Genomic DNA, 15,801 nt, shown 5'->3' with positions numbered 1-15,801 from the left:
CCGGGAACGGTAGAGCCGAGCCCATGCTCGGCTGCCGCGCTGATCAGCCGAGCGTGGGCTCGGCTCTACACGTGGGCACGATCGTTGCGCATGGCGGACCGGACTGTTGCAGCGGATCGGTTTGACCTCAACTCTGGTTGAGGTCGCAGACTGCCTCGCATTCCCCATGAGGCATGCGGCATGAACCTGCTGACCACCCCGGACCTGGGCCACGGCCTGCTGGAACTGTTCAATCCTGCGGGGCTTTACGATCCCTCGGCCAACGGCTACTCGCACGTGGCGGTGGTGCGCCTTCCCGCCCGGGTGATCCATATCGCCGGGCAGGGCGGTGAGGATGCCGATGGTCATCTCTCCCCCGGCTTCGGGGAACAGGTCGAGCAGGCACTGGACAACCTGCAGATCGCATTGCGTTCGGCGCAGGCCAGCCTGGCCGATGTCGCGCGGTTGCGCATCCTGGTGGTCGACCACGACGAGGACCGGCTGGGCATCATCGCCCGGCAGGTACGGCGGCGTTGGCCGAACGGCGCAGCGCCGACCTGCACCCTGATTCCTGTGCCACGGCTGGCGCTGGACGGCATGCTGTTCGAGATCGAGGCGGAGGCCTACGCCGCCTAGCGCAGGTAGTACTCCACCGGCACCACCAGTTCCTGCGGTGCCTTCATTTCCATGGGAATGGGCGGCAGCGGCTGCGCGCGGCGGAACGTCTGCAGTGCGGCGTCGTCGAGCATCGGTTGGCCGCTGGACTGCTCCAGCCGCAGGGCCTGCAGGCGTCCCTCGCGATCGATGCTGGCCCTGACCCAGGTCGTTCCCTGCTGCCGGCGCGAGCGCGCGACGGCGGGGTAGTAGCGATAACGCTCCAGGCGCGCCATCAGGCGGGCTTCCCACTGGTCGCTGGCGGCGCCGGCCTGGAAGTCCGCCGGTGGTGCGTCGGGAGCGGGCGGCGCGGCCGTGATCGATGCCGGTGCGGGACTGGCATCGGTCACGGCCGCAGGCGGGGCGACCGGCAGGGCTTGCCGGCCAGGGCCACCGAGCTCGCTGGCGGCCACCTCGCCCTCGCGCGCGGCGGTGGGCTTTGGCGGAGGGGGCGACTTCGCCGGTTGCGACGCGCGCGCCTGCTGCGCCTGGCTGGGGGTGTCGGCCAGGCGCTCTTCGACCGGCTGGGGAGGCGTAGCCGGTGCCAGCAGGCGCAGGCTGATGCGCACATCCTGCTCAGGCGGCGGCAGCAACGGTGGCGCGGCCATCCAGTGCACCAACAGCAGCAAGGGCAACAGGTGCAGGCCGATGCTGATGGCAATCGCCTGCCAGTGTTGGCCGCGTTCACTCATCGCCCGGCACCCACAGCAGATCGGCGTCGACCGCATCGACGCCTTCGTCGGGTGACGCAAGCGCGATCACCAGTGCCGGTACCTCCGATGGCAGGTAGCCCGGCACGCCGGTGCCGCGCAGTACATGCCAGCGGCCGGCCACCAGCAGCGCGGGTGCAGGGGCTGCGGTCAGTGCCTGTGCCATGCGGGTGTCGCGGGCCTGTTGCACGGCCAGCATCCCTTCCAGCATCGGTGCGGCGTCTGCGTGCTGGGCCAGCACCACGGCTGACAGGCGTTGCCGGGCGGTGGGCATCGGAAACCGCACCGACGTGTTGGAGGCAAGCAACGCATTGACCTCGGCACGCGACAGGTTGCCGCCGAACAGGGGGATGCCGGCGGCGGTGGCGTCCTGTACCAGCCCGCCATAGGTGGCCCACGGCCAGCGTGTATCCCAGCCCAGCAGCGCCTGCAGGCGCGCACCATCGGCATGGTTGCCCTTGGCCAGCCAGCGCTGCACCCGCTGCAGGCGCGGTTGGCGTTCACTGGCGATCATCTCCATCACCAGCGCGCCTTGTGGACGCTGCCGTTGCAGCGCGTGCAGCAGCCAGCGCTGGGCGGCGTGGTCACCGGCCAGGTCGTGGCGTTCGCCCAGCAGCAGCCGCGGGGCGTTCGCTGCACGCTTCACGAACGCGGCTTCGTCCAGGCGCTGCCCGCTGGCCAGGTCGATCACCGTGCCGGGCATAGGCTGCGCGCTGGCCGTTGCGGCCAGTGCGAGCAGGCACAGCGGCAGCCAGCGGCGGCTAGAACGCCACATTGACGCCCATCGAGACGGTGCGGCCACGGCCGTTGCCGCGGTCCAGGATCGGGCTGAAGATGCTGTCGATCGAGGCATTGTTGTCATAGGCCTTGTTCTGCAGGTTTTCGATGTTCAGCCACAGCGTGGTGTTGGGCTGGGGCTTGAAGCTGGCGTAGAAGTCGAGCAGTACACCGGTACCGCCGGTCCTGCGGGTCTGGAAGAAGTCGTAGCCTTCTTCGGTGGGCCCGGAGTATTCGGCGCGCAGGCCGGCCTGCACGCGCTGCTGCCACCAGCGGCCGCCGACATCCAACGTCCAGAAGCGGTCGGGCAGGGCGGTGATGTCTTCCAGGTTGACGAATTCGATGGCAGGCGCACTGGTGCGCGAGCGGGTCCAGCTCAGCGTGGCGTGGTAGTGCGCGCTGGCGTAGTGCGCTTCCAGCTCGATACCGCGCATGCGCACCACGCCGGGGTGGTTCATCCAGCGCGTGGTGGTGCTGAAGTCGTCCACGTCCAGCGCATCGGTCCAGGCAGTGAGCTGCTGATCGCTGTCGATCGGTACCACGAAAGGCCCCACCTCCGGCGGGTGCACGATCAGCAGGTACTGCGGCTTGATGTAGTCGCGGATGCGGTTGTCGAAGCGGGTGACGCGCAGCTGCGCCAGGTCACCGTCGGTCAGCAGCGAGGAGGCGCTGAGGTTGGCGCCGAACTGCAGGTTGCGCGAGCGCTCTCGGCGCAGGAACGGGTTGGCACCCACGCCATCGGCATCGCTCATGCCTTCCAGCGGGATCTTCTCGAAGAACATCTCCTGCACGCGCGGCGGGCGGGAAGTACGCGAGGCTTCGGCGAACAGTTGCAGCCAGTCGGTGGCCTGCCACGAGACCGCCAGGCTGGGGCTGAGTGCGCGCTGGGTACGGCGCACGTCGATGCCGCCGCCGTTGATCTCGGCGCACTGGCCGGGCACATCCGAGCACACCGGGACGTGGCCGCGGATGCCATAGCGATCCTGGCGCAGGCCTGCAGTCAGCGCGTAGATGTCGTACTGCAGTTCCAGCGTGCTGAACACGCTGTCCAGCTGGCTGCGGCCCTGCGGGTTGGCGCCGCGCAGGATGGGGGTGTCGGCCACGTAGACGTCCGACTGGTGCTTGATGCCGGTGTTCCAGCGTGCCTGCAGTGCACCGATGTCGAAGCGGCTGGTGTTGTCGAGCGTCCAGCTGCTCAGGCTGCTGTGGGTGCGGCGACCGATGTAGCTGGAATCCTCCACGGGCGGATAGAACAGCCGGGTCTTGTTGCCGGCGAAGGTCGCGCGCAGGTCGATCCACGGCGTGTAGGGCGTGTAGTGGTAGCTGGCGCGCTGGTTGCGTGCGGAAATCTGCCACGGGTAGTTGTGGTAAAAGTCGTTTTCGTAGCGCATGTGGCTCAGGTCCAGCCGATGCTGGTCACTGGGCTGCAGGCGTGCTTTCAACAGCCAGCTGCTGGGCTGCTGGCTGCCCGGATCGGCGGTGTTCTTCTGCCCGCGCGCGGTGGCGTATTCGCCGCTGCGGCTGCTGCTGGCAGCGGCCAGCAGGCCGAACTGGCGGTCGCCGCCATCCTCGCTGTGGCGCCAGGCACCGGCAAAGGTACGGCCATTGCCGTAGCCGTTGTTGCCATGGCGGTAACCCGCGCGCAGGCCCCAGTCACGACCTTCGCCAAGCAGGTCGTCGATGTCCAGCGTGCGGAAATTGGCACTGCCGGCCAGCGTGCCGGCACCATCACCACCGGCGACCGCACCGCGTTGCACGTCCACACCGGCCAGCAGGAATGGGTCGACGTAGGCGAACGGACCACCGGAGCCATGGCCCGCGTTGTTGCGGAAGGTCTGGGTGACACCATCGATCATGGTGTTGACCCGCCCGGCGCCGGTCATGCCGCGGATGTTGACCTGCAGGCCGGGCTGGCTGCGCGAGTGGAAACTGTGGGTGCCGGGCATCGAACGCAGCAGGCTGTTGCCGTCCTGGCGTTCGGCCATCGCCACGCGCTCGCTGCCGACGGCGGGCGCAAAGCCATCGCGGGCCGCCGGGACATACTGGCTGGCGCCTGCACCGGGGGAATGGCCGTGTGCGATATCGCCCTGTACGCGCAGCGGGCCGGTTCGACGGCTGCCATCGGAGGGGGCGGCCGGCGCCGGTTCCAGGGTGGCGCGGCGCGCGTCGATGAAACGGGGGCGCAGCCCGCTACCGGCCAGCAGGCGTGACAGGGCCTGCGCGTCGTCGAACCGTCCGCGTAGTGCCGGCGCCGTCTGGCCGCCTGGCAATGCCGCGCCGATCACCAGATCGACACCGGTCAGCCGGCTGTAGGCATCCAGCGCGCTGGCCAGCGATTGCGCAGGAAGATCGAAGTGACGGGAGGCGGCCTGCGCGTGTGCGCTGGCAGGTAACAACGGAAGCGGACTGGCGCAGGCCAGTGACAGGGCGAGGACAAGGGGACGGTGAAACAGCATCGGGAGCTCCAGGGGCTGACGCGGCGCGTCGTCATCCTGGGTAGACGCAGTGGCAGGGCCGATGTCAGGGTGCATCGCGATGTTCCCTGCGTGGCGGCAGCCACACCTGCACGCCCGCGCCCAGGCGCAGCACGCGTACATGCAGCTGCGTGGCCAGCTGGTCGCGGCTGCGCGCCGCACCGTCTGCACTGCCGAGCAGGGTGACCGGCTGCTGGCGCAGGTGTGCGCCGATGATCCAGGTGTGGCCGCTATGCCAGCGATCCAGGCCCTGGGTGACCTCGGCCAAGGGCGTGGAGACCCAATGCAGGCGACGCTCGCGCCAGGCCAGGGCACTGTGGCTGGCGGCCAGGCCGATGATCGGTGCCTGTCCATCGAAGCGCAGCTGCTGCCCTTCGATGGCCTGCTCACTGCGGGTGCCGCTGTCCACACGGACGCGATGCTCAGTGACGGTGACCACGCTGTCGTTGTCCTGCACGGCAAGGTCGAAGGCCGTACCGAGCGCGGTGACCATGCCGTGCGTCGTATGCACCTGGAACGGATGCTGCGCATCGGCGGCTACCTTGAACCAGGCTTGGCCGTGCTGCAGCTGCAGCTGGCGGCGCTGTGCATCGATGCGGACATGGACTTCGCTTCCGGGTGACAGCAGCACGTGCGAGCCGTCCGGCAGTACTTCTTCACGGATCTCGCCTGCCGCCGTGCGCATCACCTGCGCGGCCGGTGGTGCGGCCTGGCGGGTATACAGGCCCAAGGCGCAAAGCAGCAGCACGGCAGTGCCGGCGTCGCGCAGGTGCCGGCGCTGCCGCTTGCGCTGATGCCGCTGCAGGCTGGGCGTGGCATCACCGGCCTGCCAGAGCGCCTGCAGGTGCTGGTACTGCGCGGCGTGGCGGCAATCGGCGTAGTACCACTGGTTGAAGGCACGCTCGTCGCGGCCGCCGTCGTGGCCGTCCAGCCACCAGCGCGCGGCCTCGCGCGCGATCGCCTCCGGGCTCATGCGCCGGGTACCTGCTGCAGCGCCACCAGCGCACGCAGCAGATGGCCGTGCGCGGTCTGCCGGCTGATGCCGAGCCGGCGGCCGATCTCGGCCAGTGCCATCTGCTCCACCCGGGCCAGCAGGAATACCTGGCGCGAGCGCGGTGGCAGCGCGGCGATGATCGCGTCGAGATGGCGCAGCTGTTCGGCGTCCAGCAGGTGCTGCTCCGGCAGCGGTGCAGGATCGGCGAGGGCGTGCAGTTGGGCGTCATCCAGCGCTTCCTCACGACGGCGCTGGCGTTGCCGGTAGTGATCGGCGATCAGATTGTGGGCGACGCGGTACAGGTAGCCGCGGCCGTTGCGCAGCAGGCCGCTGGCGGCGACCTTGATGACACGCAGCCAGGTTTCCTGGACGACGTCATCGGCGTCGCTGCGTTGCGGGAGTTTACGGCGGACATGGGCGTGCAGCGGCCGGTAATGGGCCGCGCACAGCTGCGCGACATCCGTCGGTTCGACAGGCGTGGACACGGGGCGGGCGACAACTGGGAAAGGGAACAGCCCGCGGCGGCAAGGGCAGCGGCTGCACCTTACAGCAAAAGAGAATCATTTGCATCTATCGATGGGCGTGACACGCCTGCCCGGGTGGGAGATCAGCGCGGGCGATAATCGCAGTGGATCTGCAGGGCTTCGGTGGGGTTGTGATGCAGCTCGAAGCCGCAGCGCTGCAGGCTGCGCTTCACCCGCGCGACCGCTTCGGCATGGCGGGCGACGCGACGATCCTGCCAGCGTGGCGGGGTGAATACGCCCACGGGCAGCAGCCGTAGCCGCTTGCCGTGCAGTACCAGCGAGACATCGATATGACGGCCATCGATGTCGTGGCCGTTGGCGCCGAAGATGGCATCGACCTCATCATGGCGTTGCGGATAGCAGGCCCGGAACAACGCGATACCGAGCCAACGCACGCCACGACGGAAGCTGCCGAGCCGGCTGTGGCCGGGTTCGAAGCCGCGCGTGAGCAGCAGTCGCAGCCCGGCAGGCAGCATTGCCTGCGCATCGAGCAGGCGTTGCAGTACCTCTTCTTCCAGTTGGATATGGGTGGAGGGCCAGCGCGGGGCGACCAGCAGCCCGTGGTGGCTGCCGCGTTGCAGGGTCAGCATGCGTGAAGCTTCGCACGCGGGCGAACAGCCGTGGTAGTGCCGGCCGCTGGCCGGCAGATTCGGGTGCCGGCCAGCGGCCGGCACTACCGTGACGATCGTCAGATGTCGCGGTACTGGATCTGCGAAGCCAGTACGCGCAGGCCGTCGGCATTGCTGGACAGGATGCGCTCTTCGCCGACACCTTTCTGCCGTTTCAGCTGGAAGCCCTGTTCGGCAGGCAGCTGCGCGGCGATGGTGTCCATGCGTTGCATGGCATCGGGGCCGCTGCAGTCGAAGTGGCCCCAGTGGGCGCCATCGCGGTGGATCTGCAATCGGTAGTTCATTGCGGTGTCTCCGGCAGCTCCTGCAGCCAATGGTCGAACATCGCGGTGGCCGCCGCCGCCAGCGGTGCACCGTAACGGCGTGCCTGGGCGCGAAGATCGTTCGGATCGATGCCGGCCTGCGCCAGCTCCAGGGTGTGGCCGATCAGCCAGCGTTCGAACTGGCGGGCATCCAGTTCCGGGTGGCATTGCAGGGCCAACGCATGGCTGCCCATGGCGAAGGCCTGGTGGCGGCAGGCCGGCGTGCTGGCCAGGCGTCGTGCACCGGCCGGGAGTTCGAACGCCTCACCATGCCAATGCAGTACCGGAATGCCCTGCAGGGACTGCAGCGGAGAACGCTGGCCTTCATCAGTCAGCAGCAGTGGCGCAAAGCCGATCTCCTTGCCACCACTGGCGGCGACGTCGGCACCGAGTGCGCGCGCCATCAGCTGCGCGCCGAGGCAGATGCCCAGCGTGGGCCGTTGCTGCTGCAGCCGACGTTGCAACAACGCGATGCTGTCGTTGAGGAAGGGATAGCGATCAACATCGTTGACGCTGACCGGGCCGCCCAGCACGACCAGCAGGTCGGCGGTTTCGGCGGAGTCGAGCGCGTCGATACCGGCCTGCAGCACCTGCAGCTGCCAGCCCTGTGCCGACAGCAGTGGCTGCAGGATGCCGAGGTCTTCAAAGGCGACGTGTTGCAGGACGACCGCGTGCTTCATGCGGGGGCTCCATTGCTGGGCCAGTAGAAACTGTCCGGGGTGGCGCGTGCGCCGAAGATGGCCTGCCCGACGCGGACCACGGTGGCACCTTCCTCGATCGCCACTTCGAAGTCTCCGGACATGCCCATGGACAACTGCGAAAGGTCCATGACGGGAGGTGCAGTGCGCTGCAGCTGGTCGCGCAGTTCGCGCAGGCGCACGAAGCAGGCACGCACGCGTTCGACCTCCGGGGTGAAGATGGCCAGCGTCATCAGGCCGCGCACGCGCAGGCGATCGAACGCTGGAAGCTGCTGCACAAAGGCCTCGACGGCAGCGGGTTCCAGGCCATACTTGCTGGGTTCGGCGGAGGTGTTGACCTGCACGAACACATCCAGCGTGCGGTCTTCCAGCTGCAGGCGCTGCTGCAGTGCTTCGGCCACGCGCAGGCTGTCCAGCGCCTGGAACTCGCTGGCGAAGCGCGCCACGTAGCGCGCCTTGTTGGTCTGCAGATGCCCGATCACCGACCAGTGCACGCCAAGATCGGCCATCGTCTCGGCCTTGCGTTGCGCCTCCTGCACCTTGTTCTCGCCCAGCTCGCGGCAACCGGCGGCCACCGCCATGCGGATGCGGGCGTCATCGACGGTCTTGCTGACCGGCAGCAGGCGCACGCTGGCCGGGTCACGGCCGACGCGGGCGCAGGCATCGGCGATGCGTTGGCGCACCGTGACCAGGTTGGCGGCGATCTGTTCAACGGACTGGGCGACGGGCCAGTCGGCAGCGGCAAGGGGCATGCGGGCACCTCCAATGCAGGGTGGCCAGGGTGGGATACACTGGCACAGGACAAGAGATATTTTGGCATAGGACAAAATGGAAATCACCGGGCACAGCGCCGAGTCGATCTTCGACAGCATCCGCGACGGCATCGGCAAGGGTCGCCTGTCGGCCGGTAGCGTGCTGCCGCCGGTGCGTGAACTGGCCGAGCAGCTGGGCGTGAACCGCAACACCGTGGCTGCTGCCTACAAGCGCCTGGATGCGGCGGGACTGGCCAGCACGGCGGGCCGCCGCGGCACGGTGGTGCGTGGCCTGCCGCCGCCGCTGGCGCGCGAGGGCAGCACCCCGGGGCTGGCGCTGCAGGACCTGGCCGGTGGCAACCCGGATCCGCGCCTGCTGCCGAACCTGCGCCTGACCCCGGCGGCGCCGCGGCTGTATGGCGTGGGTACGGTCGACACGAGGTTGCAGGCGCTGGCACGCGCCTCGCTGGATGCGGATTGCCCCGAGGGATATGCGCTGGAGCTGACCCATGGCGCCGTCGATGGCATCGAGCGCCTGCTGGCGGCGTGGCTGCTGCCGGGTGATCGCATCGCGGTGGAGGATCCATGCTTCCTCGGCAGCCTCAATGTGCTCAATGCGTCGGGTCATGCGCCGTTGCCGGTGGCGGTGGATGCCCAGGGCATGCAGGTCGAATCGCTGCGGCAGGCGCTGGAGGCTGGTGCACGTGCGGTGCTGCTCACCCCCCGGGCGCACAATCCGACCGGGGCCAGCCTGGATGCGAAGCGGGCGCGGGCGTTGCGGCAGTTGCTGGCGGCGTACCCGCAGGTAGCAGTGCTGATCGACGATCACTATGCGCTGCTCTCGCAGCAGGCCTATCACTCGGTACTGCCGCTGGATGGGCGGCGCTGGGCGCTGCTGCGTTCGTTGTCCAAACCGCTCGGCCCGGACTTGCGGCTGGCCTGGCTGGCCTGCGATGAAGAAACCGCGATGCGGTTGCGGCTGCGATTGGCATCCGGTATCGGCTGGGTCAGTCACCTGCTGCAGGACGCGGCAACCTCGGTGCTGGCGTCGTCAACGCAGCGGGCGAAGATCGCCTCGGCAGGCGAGCGTTACCAGCAGCGCCTGCAGTCGCTGCAGGAACTGCTGCGCGCGCGTGGCGTGCCGACGCCGCTGCCGATGGAGGGATTGAACCTGTGGCTGCCGTTGCCGGGCGACAGCCATCCGCAGGTGCTGGCGCTGGCCGCGCGCGGATGGCATGTGCGCGCTGGCGAGGTGTTCGCGGTGGCGGCGCCGGCACATGGCCTGCGCATCACCTGCGCGGCGCTGGGCGCGGCGCAACTGCGGCCGCTGGCTGACGACCTGGCGGCGGTGTGCGGTCTGTAGCGTCGAGCGATGCTCGACGTTGCTTCGCCTTTGTAGAGCCGAGCCATGCTCGGCTGCTGTTGGTAGAAGCAGTCGAGCATGGCTCGACGCTACAGAAGCAGATCAGGGCGCGGCGTTGGCGCCCGGGCGCACGTAGTAGGACTGGCCGCTGTCATCGACGAACATCAGTTCCGGCTTGCCCTGCCATGAGGTGAGCATGGCGCCGGTGTTGTTCTGGTGCTTGACCATCAGGCTGGCACCACGGTCCGGGTTGGCCACCACCTTGAACACTTCCGTGGTGCCATTGGCATCGTCCAGGGTCAGCACGGCTTCACCGCCGCGATCGCTGGTGCCATAGCCCCCGCGTTCGGAGCCATCCGGGCCGAGCAGGATCAGGCCGGACAGGGCGGTGGCGCGCGGCCCCTGGATACGGCCCCGGCTGAGGGGGTCGGGCACCGGCGCGCCTAGGATCACCCGGGGTTGGCCCGTGCCATCGTGGATGATCAGCCCGCGCGCTTCGATGATGCGCTGTGGCGATTGGCTGCGATGCAGGCTCCAGGCGGTCCAGCCGGAAACCAGCAGGGCGAGTGTGGAGACCACCAGCGTGGTCAGCAGCAGTGCGCGCGGCATCGTGTCGTCCTTCCTTGGATGCAGCGACGATAGCGGATGCGGGCGACCGATGGCCAGTTCATTGTGTGACGCTGTGTATCGTCAATGGAAATCGCGGCTGTGGCTGCGCAACCCCTGCAACAGTTCATCCAGGCAGTGCATGCGCTGCACGATGACATGCTGCACGCCATCGACGCGTTCCAGGCGGCCGTCGATCTGCATCAGCCGGGTATCGACCAGGACCCGGTGCTGGCGATCGGCCAGGTGCCGCCAGACCACGGCATTGACCATGCCGGTCTCGTCTTCAAGGGTGAGGAAGGTAACGCCACTGGCGGTCTGCGGGCGCTGGCGCATGCGGACCAGGCCGGCGATGCGCACGCGACGGCCATGGCCGTGGCCCGCAAGCTGCGCGGCATCCAGGCAGCCGCGGCTGCGCAGCTGCGTGCGCAGGAACGAGATCGGGTGGCGGCCGAGGGTGGTGCCGATGCTGCGGTAATCGGCCTGCATGTCCTCCCAGGCGCTGGGCAGGGGCAGCGGCACACGTGCTTCAGCGGTGGCGCGGGCCTGGTCGAACAGCGGCAGCCGGTTCTCCACGCCGGAGATATCCCAGCGTGCACGATGGCGATGGCCGCTGAGCCCGCGCAGCGCACCGGCATCGGCCAGCAGGCCCTGCTGGCGGCGATCCAGGGCGGTGCGCTGGCACAGGTCGCCCACATCGTCGAACGGGCGCCGTGCACGTTCGCGCATGATGGCCTGTACAGCCGCTTCATTGCAGCCGTCGACCAGGCGCAGGCCGAGCCGGATCGCGGCCGCGCCCCTGCTGAAATCCAGCGTGCAGTCCCAGTCGCTGTGGCGCACGTCCACGGGAAGCACGCGGATGCCATGCCGGCGCGCGTCCTGCAGCAGCTGGTCAGGACTGTAGAAACCCAGCGGCTGGCTGTTGATCAGGCTGGCAGTGAATGCGGCCGGGTGGTGGCATTTCAGCCAGCAGCTGTTATAGGTCAGCAGTGCGAAGCTGGCGGCGTGGCTTTCCGGGAAACCGTAATCACCGAACCCCTTGATCTGCTCGAACAGGTGCTCACCGTATTCGCGGCTGAAACCGTTTTTCAACATGCCTGCCAGCAGTTTTTCACGATGCGGTTCCAAGCCGCCACGGCGTTTCCAGGCCGCCATCGAACGGCGCAGGGCATCGGCCTGGCCAGGCGTGTAACCGGCTGCTTCGACCGCCAGCTGCATCACCTGTTCCTGGAACAATGGCACGCCCAGCGTGCGTGCGAACACGCGTTCCAGCTGCGGTGGGTAGAGCGGATTGTCCGGGTCGTTCAACGCGTCCGGTCCCTGTTCGCGCAGGATCCGGCGCCGCTCCAGATAGGGGTGCACCATGTCGCCCTGGATCGGGCCCGGGCGCACGATCGCCACCTCGATCACCAGGTCATAGAACGTGCGTGGCTGCATGCGCGGCAGCATCGCCATCTGTGCGCGCGATTCGATCTGGAACACGCCGATGGTGTCGGCGGCGCAGATCATGTCGAAGGTCTTTGCATCCTTGGGCGGGATCGCATCCATGCGTCCTTCATGCAGGCCATGCTGTTTCAGCATGGCCAGGCACTTGCGGATGGCGGTAAGCATGCCCAGCGCCAGGCAGTCGACTTTCATCAGGCCGGTGGCATCCAGATCGTCCTTGTCCCATTGGATGACGGTGCGGTCGGCCATCGCCGCGTTTTCCACCGGCACCAGGGTCGACAGGGGATGTTCGGAAATCACGAAACCGCCGGGGTGCTGCGACAGGTGGCGCGGGAAGTCGATCAGCTCGGCGGTCAGCGCCAGCAGGCGCCGCATCAAGGGCGTGTCCGGATCGAAACCGCGCTCGCGCAGGGTTTCCGGCAATGGGATGTTGCCGCCCCAGTGGTCCATCGCCGCGCCCAGTTCGTTGACCTGGTCCATAGGCAGGCCAAGTGCACGGGCCACGTCGCGGATCGCGCTGCGGCCACGGTAGCTGATTGCCACCGCGGTCAGTGCGGCGCGCTCGCGGCCATAGCGCTTGAACACGTACTGCAGCACTTCCTCGCGGCGCTCGTGCTCGAAATCGATGTCGATATCCGGTGGCTCGTCGCGCTCGGCGGAGATGAAGCGCTCGAACAGCAGGTTGCTGCGTGCCGGGTCGATCTCGGTCACGCCCAGCACGAAGCACACCGCGGAGTTGGCCGCCGAGCCGCGGCCCTGGCAGAGGATGTCCTGGCTGCGCGCGAAGCGCACGATGTCCTGCACGGTGAGGAAGTACGAGGCGTAGTTCTTCTGCTTGATCAACGCCAGTTCGTGTTCGATCTGCTCGCGTTGTTTCGGTTCGATGCCGCCTTTCCAGCGCCAGGGGATGCCACGCTCGACCAGCACGCGCAGCCAGCTGTCCGGGTCATGCCCCTCGGGCACCAGCTCGCGTGGGTAGGTGTACTGCAGCTGTTCCAGGGTGAAGTGGCAGCGCTCGGCGATGCGCAGGGTCTCGGCCAGCAATTCGGGCGGATACAGTTGGGCCAGCGCGGTGCGCGGACGCAGATGGCGCTCGCCGTTGGGGAACAGGCGCCAGCCAGCCTCGGCCACGCTGCAGCGGTGGCGGATCGCGGTCAGGGTGTCCTGCAGGGCGCGGCGGCGGCGCACGTGCATGTGCACGTCGCCACTGGCGACCAGCGGCAGGCGGTGGCGTTGGCCGAAGGCCTGCAGCTGCTGCAGGCGGCGTGCGTCGTCGTGTTCGTGGTGCAGCTCCACCGCCAACCACAGCCGATCATTGAAGCCGGCGCGCAGTAGTTCCAGGTCGGTGGCGGCCGGTTGCCGGTCCAGCCACAGGCACAGCAGGCCGTCGGGCAGGCCGAGCAGATCCTCGCGCAGGCAGCGGTACTCGCCCTTGGCTGCGCGCCGCCGGCAGGTGGTGATCAACTGGCAGAGCCCGGCATAGGCGGCCTGGTCGGTGCACAGCAGGGCCAGCTTCGGCCCGTCCTCGACCTGGAATTCGGCGCCGACGATCAGCGCCACGCCATGCGCCTTCGCCGCCTGCCAGGCGCGCACGATGCCGGCCAGCGAGCATTCGTCGGTGATCGCCAGTGCCCGGTAACCCTGGCCAGCGGCGCGCGCGAACAGTTCTTCGGCGATCGAAGCACCGCGCTGGAAACTGAAGGCCGACAGGCAGTGCAGTTCGGCGTAGCCGGGCAGTTCGCTGTGCATGGCGGCTCAGCCGAACCAGCCGTGCAGCATCCACGGCGCATGCGGATCGCTGCGCTCACGGAAGGCCCAGCCGCGCTGGCCGTGTGCGGTTTCCACCACGTAGTAGTCGCGGCGTGCGTCGGCCTGGTCCCACCAGCCCGATTCGATCCGCTCCGGCCCGGCGACGATGCGCAGGCGCGGGTCACGCAACGGTTGTGGGGTGTCCAGCAACCAGCCGGGGCGCAGTGGCCAGTACGACGGGGGCTTGGCCGGTGGCTGGGTGCCACTGGCGCGTTCGGGGCGATGGTCGGCCTGCACCGCCAGCGGCTGCACGGCGTCATCACCCAGCCGCGCACGCAGGCGCTCGCGCAGCTGGTTCCAGGGCATCGCCTGCGCCGGCCGGGTATCGAACAGGTCGCGCGCGGCGGGCACGAACGGTGGCAGCTGCTCGGCCTGCAGGCGCAGTGCGCGGCTGCCGGCCGGCAGGGCGAACGCTTCCATGCGGTTGCGTGCGATCTCGAACAGCAGCGCAGGATCGCGTTCGGGGGCCAGCAGGCCGATGGTCAGCACGCTGGCCGGCAGCAGGTCGTGCTCGAAATGCAGGTCGAAGCGCTGCACGCCGCCATCGCGCGAACACAGGAAGGCGGCCAGGTCCAGCAGCAGGCGGCGCAGCGGGAACAGCAGGGCCTGGCTGGATTCGATCTCGTATTCGAATTCGATGCGCGCATCGAAACGGTCCGGTGGCTGGTAGTAGCGCAGCGGCGCGGTGGGCAGGCCGCGCAGTGCATCCAGCTGCTGCAGTACCTCCGGTGCGAAGCGCCGGGCCAGGCTGTCACGCGGCAGCTCGAGCACCGCACCCAGCGTGCGCAGGCCGGAACGGCCGAGCACGGTCACCGCGTCGCTGGGCAGGCCGCAGCGCGGCAAGGGTAGCTGCGCCAGTGCCGCTGGCAGCTGCTGCGCATCGATGCCGAGGCCGTCGTGGACGTTGGCCAGCACGCGCGCGGCATGCGCCGTGGGCGCGGCCACCAGGCGGTGGCGGAAACCGAGTTCATGCAGTTCGTTGCGCAGGCGCTTTTCGATCGTCAGCCAGTCACCGAACAGGGCACGGCTGGCGCCGATTTCCAGCACCAGTGCATGCGGGAAATCGAGGCTGACCTGCGAGCTGTAGGCGTAGGCCCAGCTGGCCAGCAGCTGCCGGGTGTGCTGTTCCGCGTCAGGGTCGTAGTCGTGCAGGTGCATGTCCTGCACCAGCACCTGCGCGGCCGACAGCAGCATGCCCGGGCGCAGCCCTGCTGCGCGCGCGGCCGGGCTGACCGCACGCAGCACGCGGCGCTGCGCTGGGCCCTGCAGCAGCACCAGTGGCCGCTGGGGGTCCGGCTGCAGGCGCAGCACGCTGTCCAGCGCCAGCTGCGGCAACAACAGGCAGGCCCAGTGCATGGCGCGGCCTCAGTGGGTGATGGCCAGTGGCAACGGCTGCGCGGGTGGCAGGCCGCCACGGCACTTCAGCACCCTTACCTGGCCGTGGTCGAGCTGCAGGCGCAGGCTGGCCGGGGAGGGGTTGCGCGCTGCCTGCGCCTCGCGGAACACGAAGCCCAGGCACTGGCCGCTGTCGGCGGCGACCTGCAGCCGGCGCAGGGCGCGATCGTCGGCCTGGTGCGGCCAGCACAGCACCGCCGCGCAGGCCGCAGAGCGCAGGCATTGTTCGGCCGCCCACAGCGCCTGCTTCGGCGCAGCGTGGATGATCTGCAGCTGGGCCAGATCCAGCCCGGCCGCGGCCCAGGCCGGGGCATGCGGGCGATAGGGTGGGGCGACCAGCACGATCGGGCGGTCGCGCTGGCTCAGCCTGGCCAGCGCCGGCCAGACCAGTGCCAGTTCGCCAACGCCCGGCGCCGCCTGCAGCACCTCGCACAGCCCGCTGGCCGGCCAGCCGCCGCCGGGCAGGCGTGCGTCCAGCGCCGGGTGGCCGCTGGCCAGGTGGTCGCTGGCCGGCCCCTGGCGGGCCGGGCCGCGCCACAACTGGCGGCCGTCCAGCAGCCGGTCGAGGGCGACGACGGCGCCCATCAGCCGGTCCTCCAAGGGAGGCGCCGGGCGGGCTGGAAGCGGCAGGAACGGGCGGAAACGACAGGCATGGAGCGAGTATCGGCGGGCTGGTATCAGGGGCTGAG

15 protein-coding genes are annotated in these 15,801 nt (G+C 69.0%); 2 read left to right on the top strand and 13 right to left on the bottom strand.

Annotation, left to right across the window (positions count from 1 at the left end; genetic code table 11):
• Window positions 1-180: 180 nt before the first annotated feature.
• A complete protein-coding gene (locus tag AC5P98_RS11455; protein ID WP_049406192.1) occupies window positions 181-615 on the top strand; it encodes a RidA family protein in 435 nt (144 codons plus the stop codon).
• Here the strand turns inward: AC5P98_RS11455 and AC5P98_RS11450 are convergent.
• The 9 genes from AC5P98_RS11450 to AC5P98_RS11410 all read right to left on the bottom strand — a co-directional run bounded on the left by AC5P98_RS11450 (window position 612) and on the right by AC5P98_RS11410 (window position 8,493).
• On the bottom strand, window positions 612-1,325 hold the full coding sequence (locus tag AC5P98_RS11450; RefSeq protein ID WP_049406194.1) for an energy transducer TonB family protein: 714 nt from the start codon (window positions 1,323-1,325) through the stop codon (window positions 612-614). The genes AC5P98_RS11455 and AC5P98_RS11450 overlap by 4 nt on opposite strands.
• Window positions 1,318-2,118 (bottom strand): ChaN family lipoprotein, encoded by an 801-nt coding sequence (locus AC5P98_RS11445; protein ID WP_049406195.1) that lies wholly within the window; start codon window positions 2,116-2,118, stop codon window positions 1,318-1,320. Before AC5P98_RS11445 ends, AC5P98_RS11450 begins: the two co-directional genes overlap by 8 nt.
• Window positions 2,105-4,576 (bottom strand): TonB-dependent receptor, encoded by a 2,472-nt coding sequence (locus AC5P98_RS11440; RefSeq protein WP_049406197.1) that lies wholly within the window; start codon window positions 4,574-4,576, stop codon window positions 2,105-2,107. The genes AC5P98_RS11445 and AC5P98_RS11440 overlap by 14 nt, the downstream gene beginning before the upstream one ends.
• 64 nt (window positions 4,577-4,640) lie before the next feature.
• Entirely contained in the window at window positions 4,641-5,567 is a 927-nt protein-coding gene (locus AC5P98_RS11435; protein WP_049406199.1) for a FecR family protein, read from the bottom strand.
• Complete coding sequence (locus AC5P98_RS11430; RefSeq protein ID WP_049406201.1) at window positions 5,564-6,073, bottom strand: RNA polymerase sigma factor; 510 nt, start codon at window positions 6,071-6,073, stop codon at window positions 5,564-5,566. The genes AC5P98_RS11435 and AC5P98_RS11430 overlap by 4 nt, the downstream gene beginning before the upstream one ends.
• Window positions 6,074-6,195: 122 nt before the next feature.
• Window positions 6,196-6,702 carry a hypothetical protein gene (locus tag AC5P98_RS11425; protein ID WP_049406203.1) on the bottom strand — a complete coding sequence of 169 codons (507 nt, stop codon included), beginning with the start codon at window positions 6,700-6,702 and terminating at the stop codon, window positions 6,196-6,198.
• 98 nt (window positions 6,703-6,800) lie between these two features.
• A complete protein-coding gene (locus AC5P98_RS11420; RefSeq protein ID WP_014647516.1) occupies window positions 6,801-7,025 on the bottom strand; it encodes a hypothetical protein in 225 nt (74 codons plus the stop codon).
• On the bottom strand, window positions 7,022-7,723 hold the full coding sequence (locus tag AC5P98_RS11415) for a glutamine amidotransferase (RefSeq protein WP_032957277.1): 702 nt from the start codon (window positions 7,721-7,723) through the stop codon (window positions 7,022-7,024). Before AC5P98_RS11415 ends, AC5P98_RS11420 begins: the two co-directional genes overlap by 4 nt.
• Window positions 7,720-8,493 carry a YggS family pyridoxal phosphate-dependent enzyme gene (locus AC5P98_RS11410; RefSeq protein ID WP_100450259.1) on the bottom strand — a complete coding sequence of 258 codons (774 nt, stop codon included), beginning with the start codon at window positions 8,491-8,493 and terminating at the stop codon, window positions 7,720-7,722. Before AC5P98_RS11410 ends, AC5P98_RS11415 begins: the two co-directional genes overlap by 4 nt.
• 76 nt (window positions 8,494-8,569) lie before the next feature.
• Here AC5P98_RS11410 and ptsJ point away from each other — a divergent pair, with 76 nt between their 5' ends.
• On the top strand, window positions 8,570-9,856 hold the full coding sequence (gene ptsJ / locus AC5P98_RS11405; RefSeq protein ID WP_495230031.1) for a MocR-like B6 salvage transcription factor PtsJ: 1,287 nt from the start codon (window positions 8,570-8,572) through the stop codon (window positions 9,854-9,856).
• A 102-nt stretch (window positions 9,857-9,958) separates the two neighbouring features.
• On the opposite strand, the gene AC5P98_RS11400 is transcribed toward ptsJ, so the two are convergent.
• The 4 genes from AC5P98_RS11400 to imuA form a co-directional block, all read right to left on the bottom strand.
• Window positions 9,959-10,465, bottom strand: a complete 507-nt coding sequence (locus tag AC5P98_RS11400; protein ID WP_032957269.1) for a hypothetical protein — start codon at window positions 10,463-10,465, stop codon at window positions 9,959-9,961.
• An 81-nt stretch (window positions 10,466-10,546) separates the two neighbouring features.
• Window positions 10,547-13,657 carry an error-prone DNA polymerase gene (locus AC5P98_RS11395; protein WP_032957267.1) on the bottom strand — a complete coding sequence of 1,037 codons (3,111 nt, stop codon included), beginning with the start codon at window positions 13,655-13,657 and terminating at the stop codon, window positions 10,547-10,549.
• Window positions 13,658-13,663: 6 nt separating this feature from the next.
• Window positions 13,664-15,073, bottom strand: a complete 1,410-nt coding sequence (locus tag AC5P98_RS11390) for a Y-family DNA polymerase (RefSeq protein ID WP_049406211.1) — start codon at window positions 15,071-15,073, stop codon at window positions 13,664-13,666.
• A gap of 9 nt (window positions 15,074-15,082) precedes the next feature.
• Window positions 15,083-15,697, bottom strand: a complete 615-nt coding sequence (gene imuA / locus AC5P98_RS11385; protein ID WP_014647509.1) for a translesion DNA synthesis-associated protein ImuA — start codon at window positions 15,695-15,697, stop codon at window positions 15,083-15,085.
• Window positions 15,698-15,801: the final 104 nt, after the last annotated feature.

Source organism: Stenotrophomonas sp. YJH_SMC_135 (genome assembly GCF_059372355.1).
Note: the sequence above shows the minus strand (reverse complement) of the source record. Positions and strands in the feature narration are given on the sequence as shown.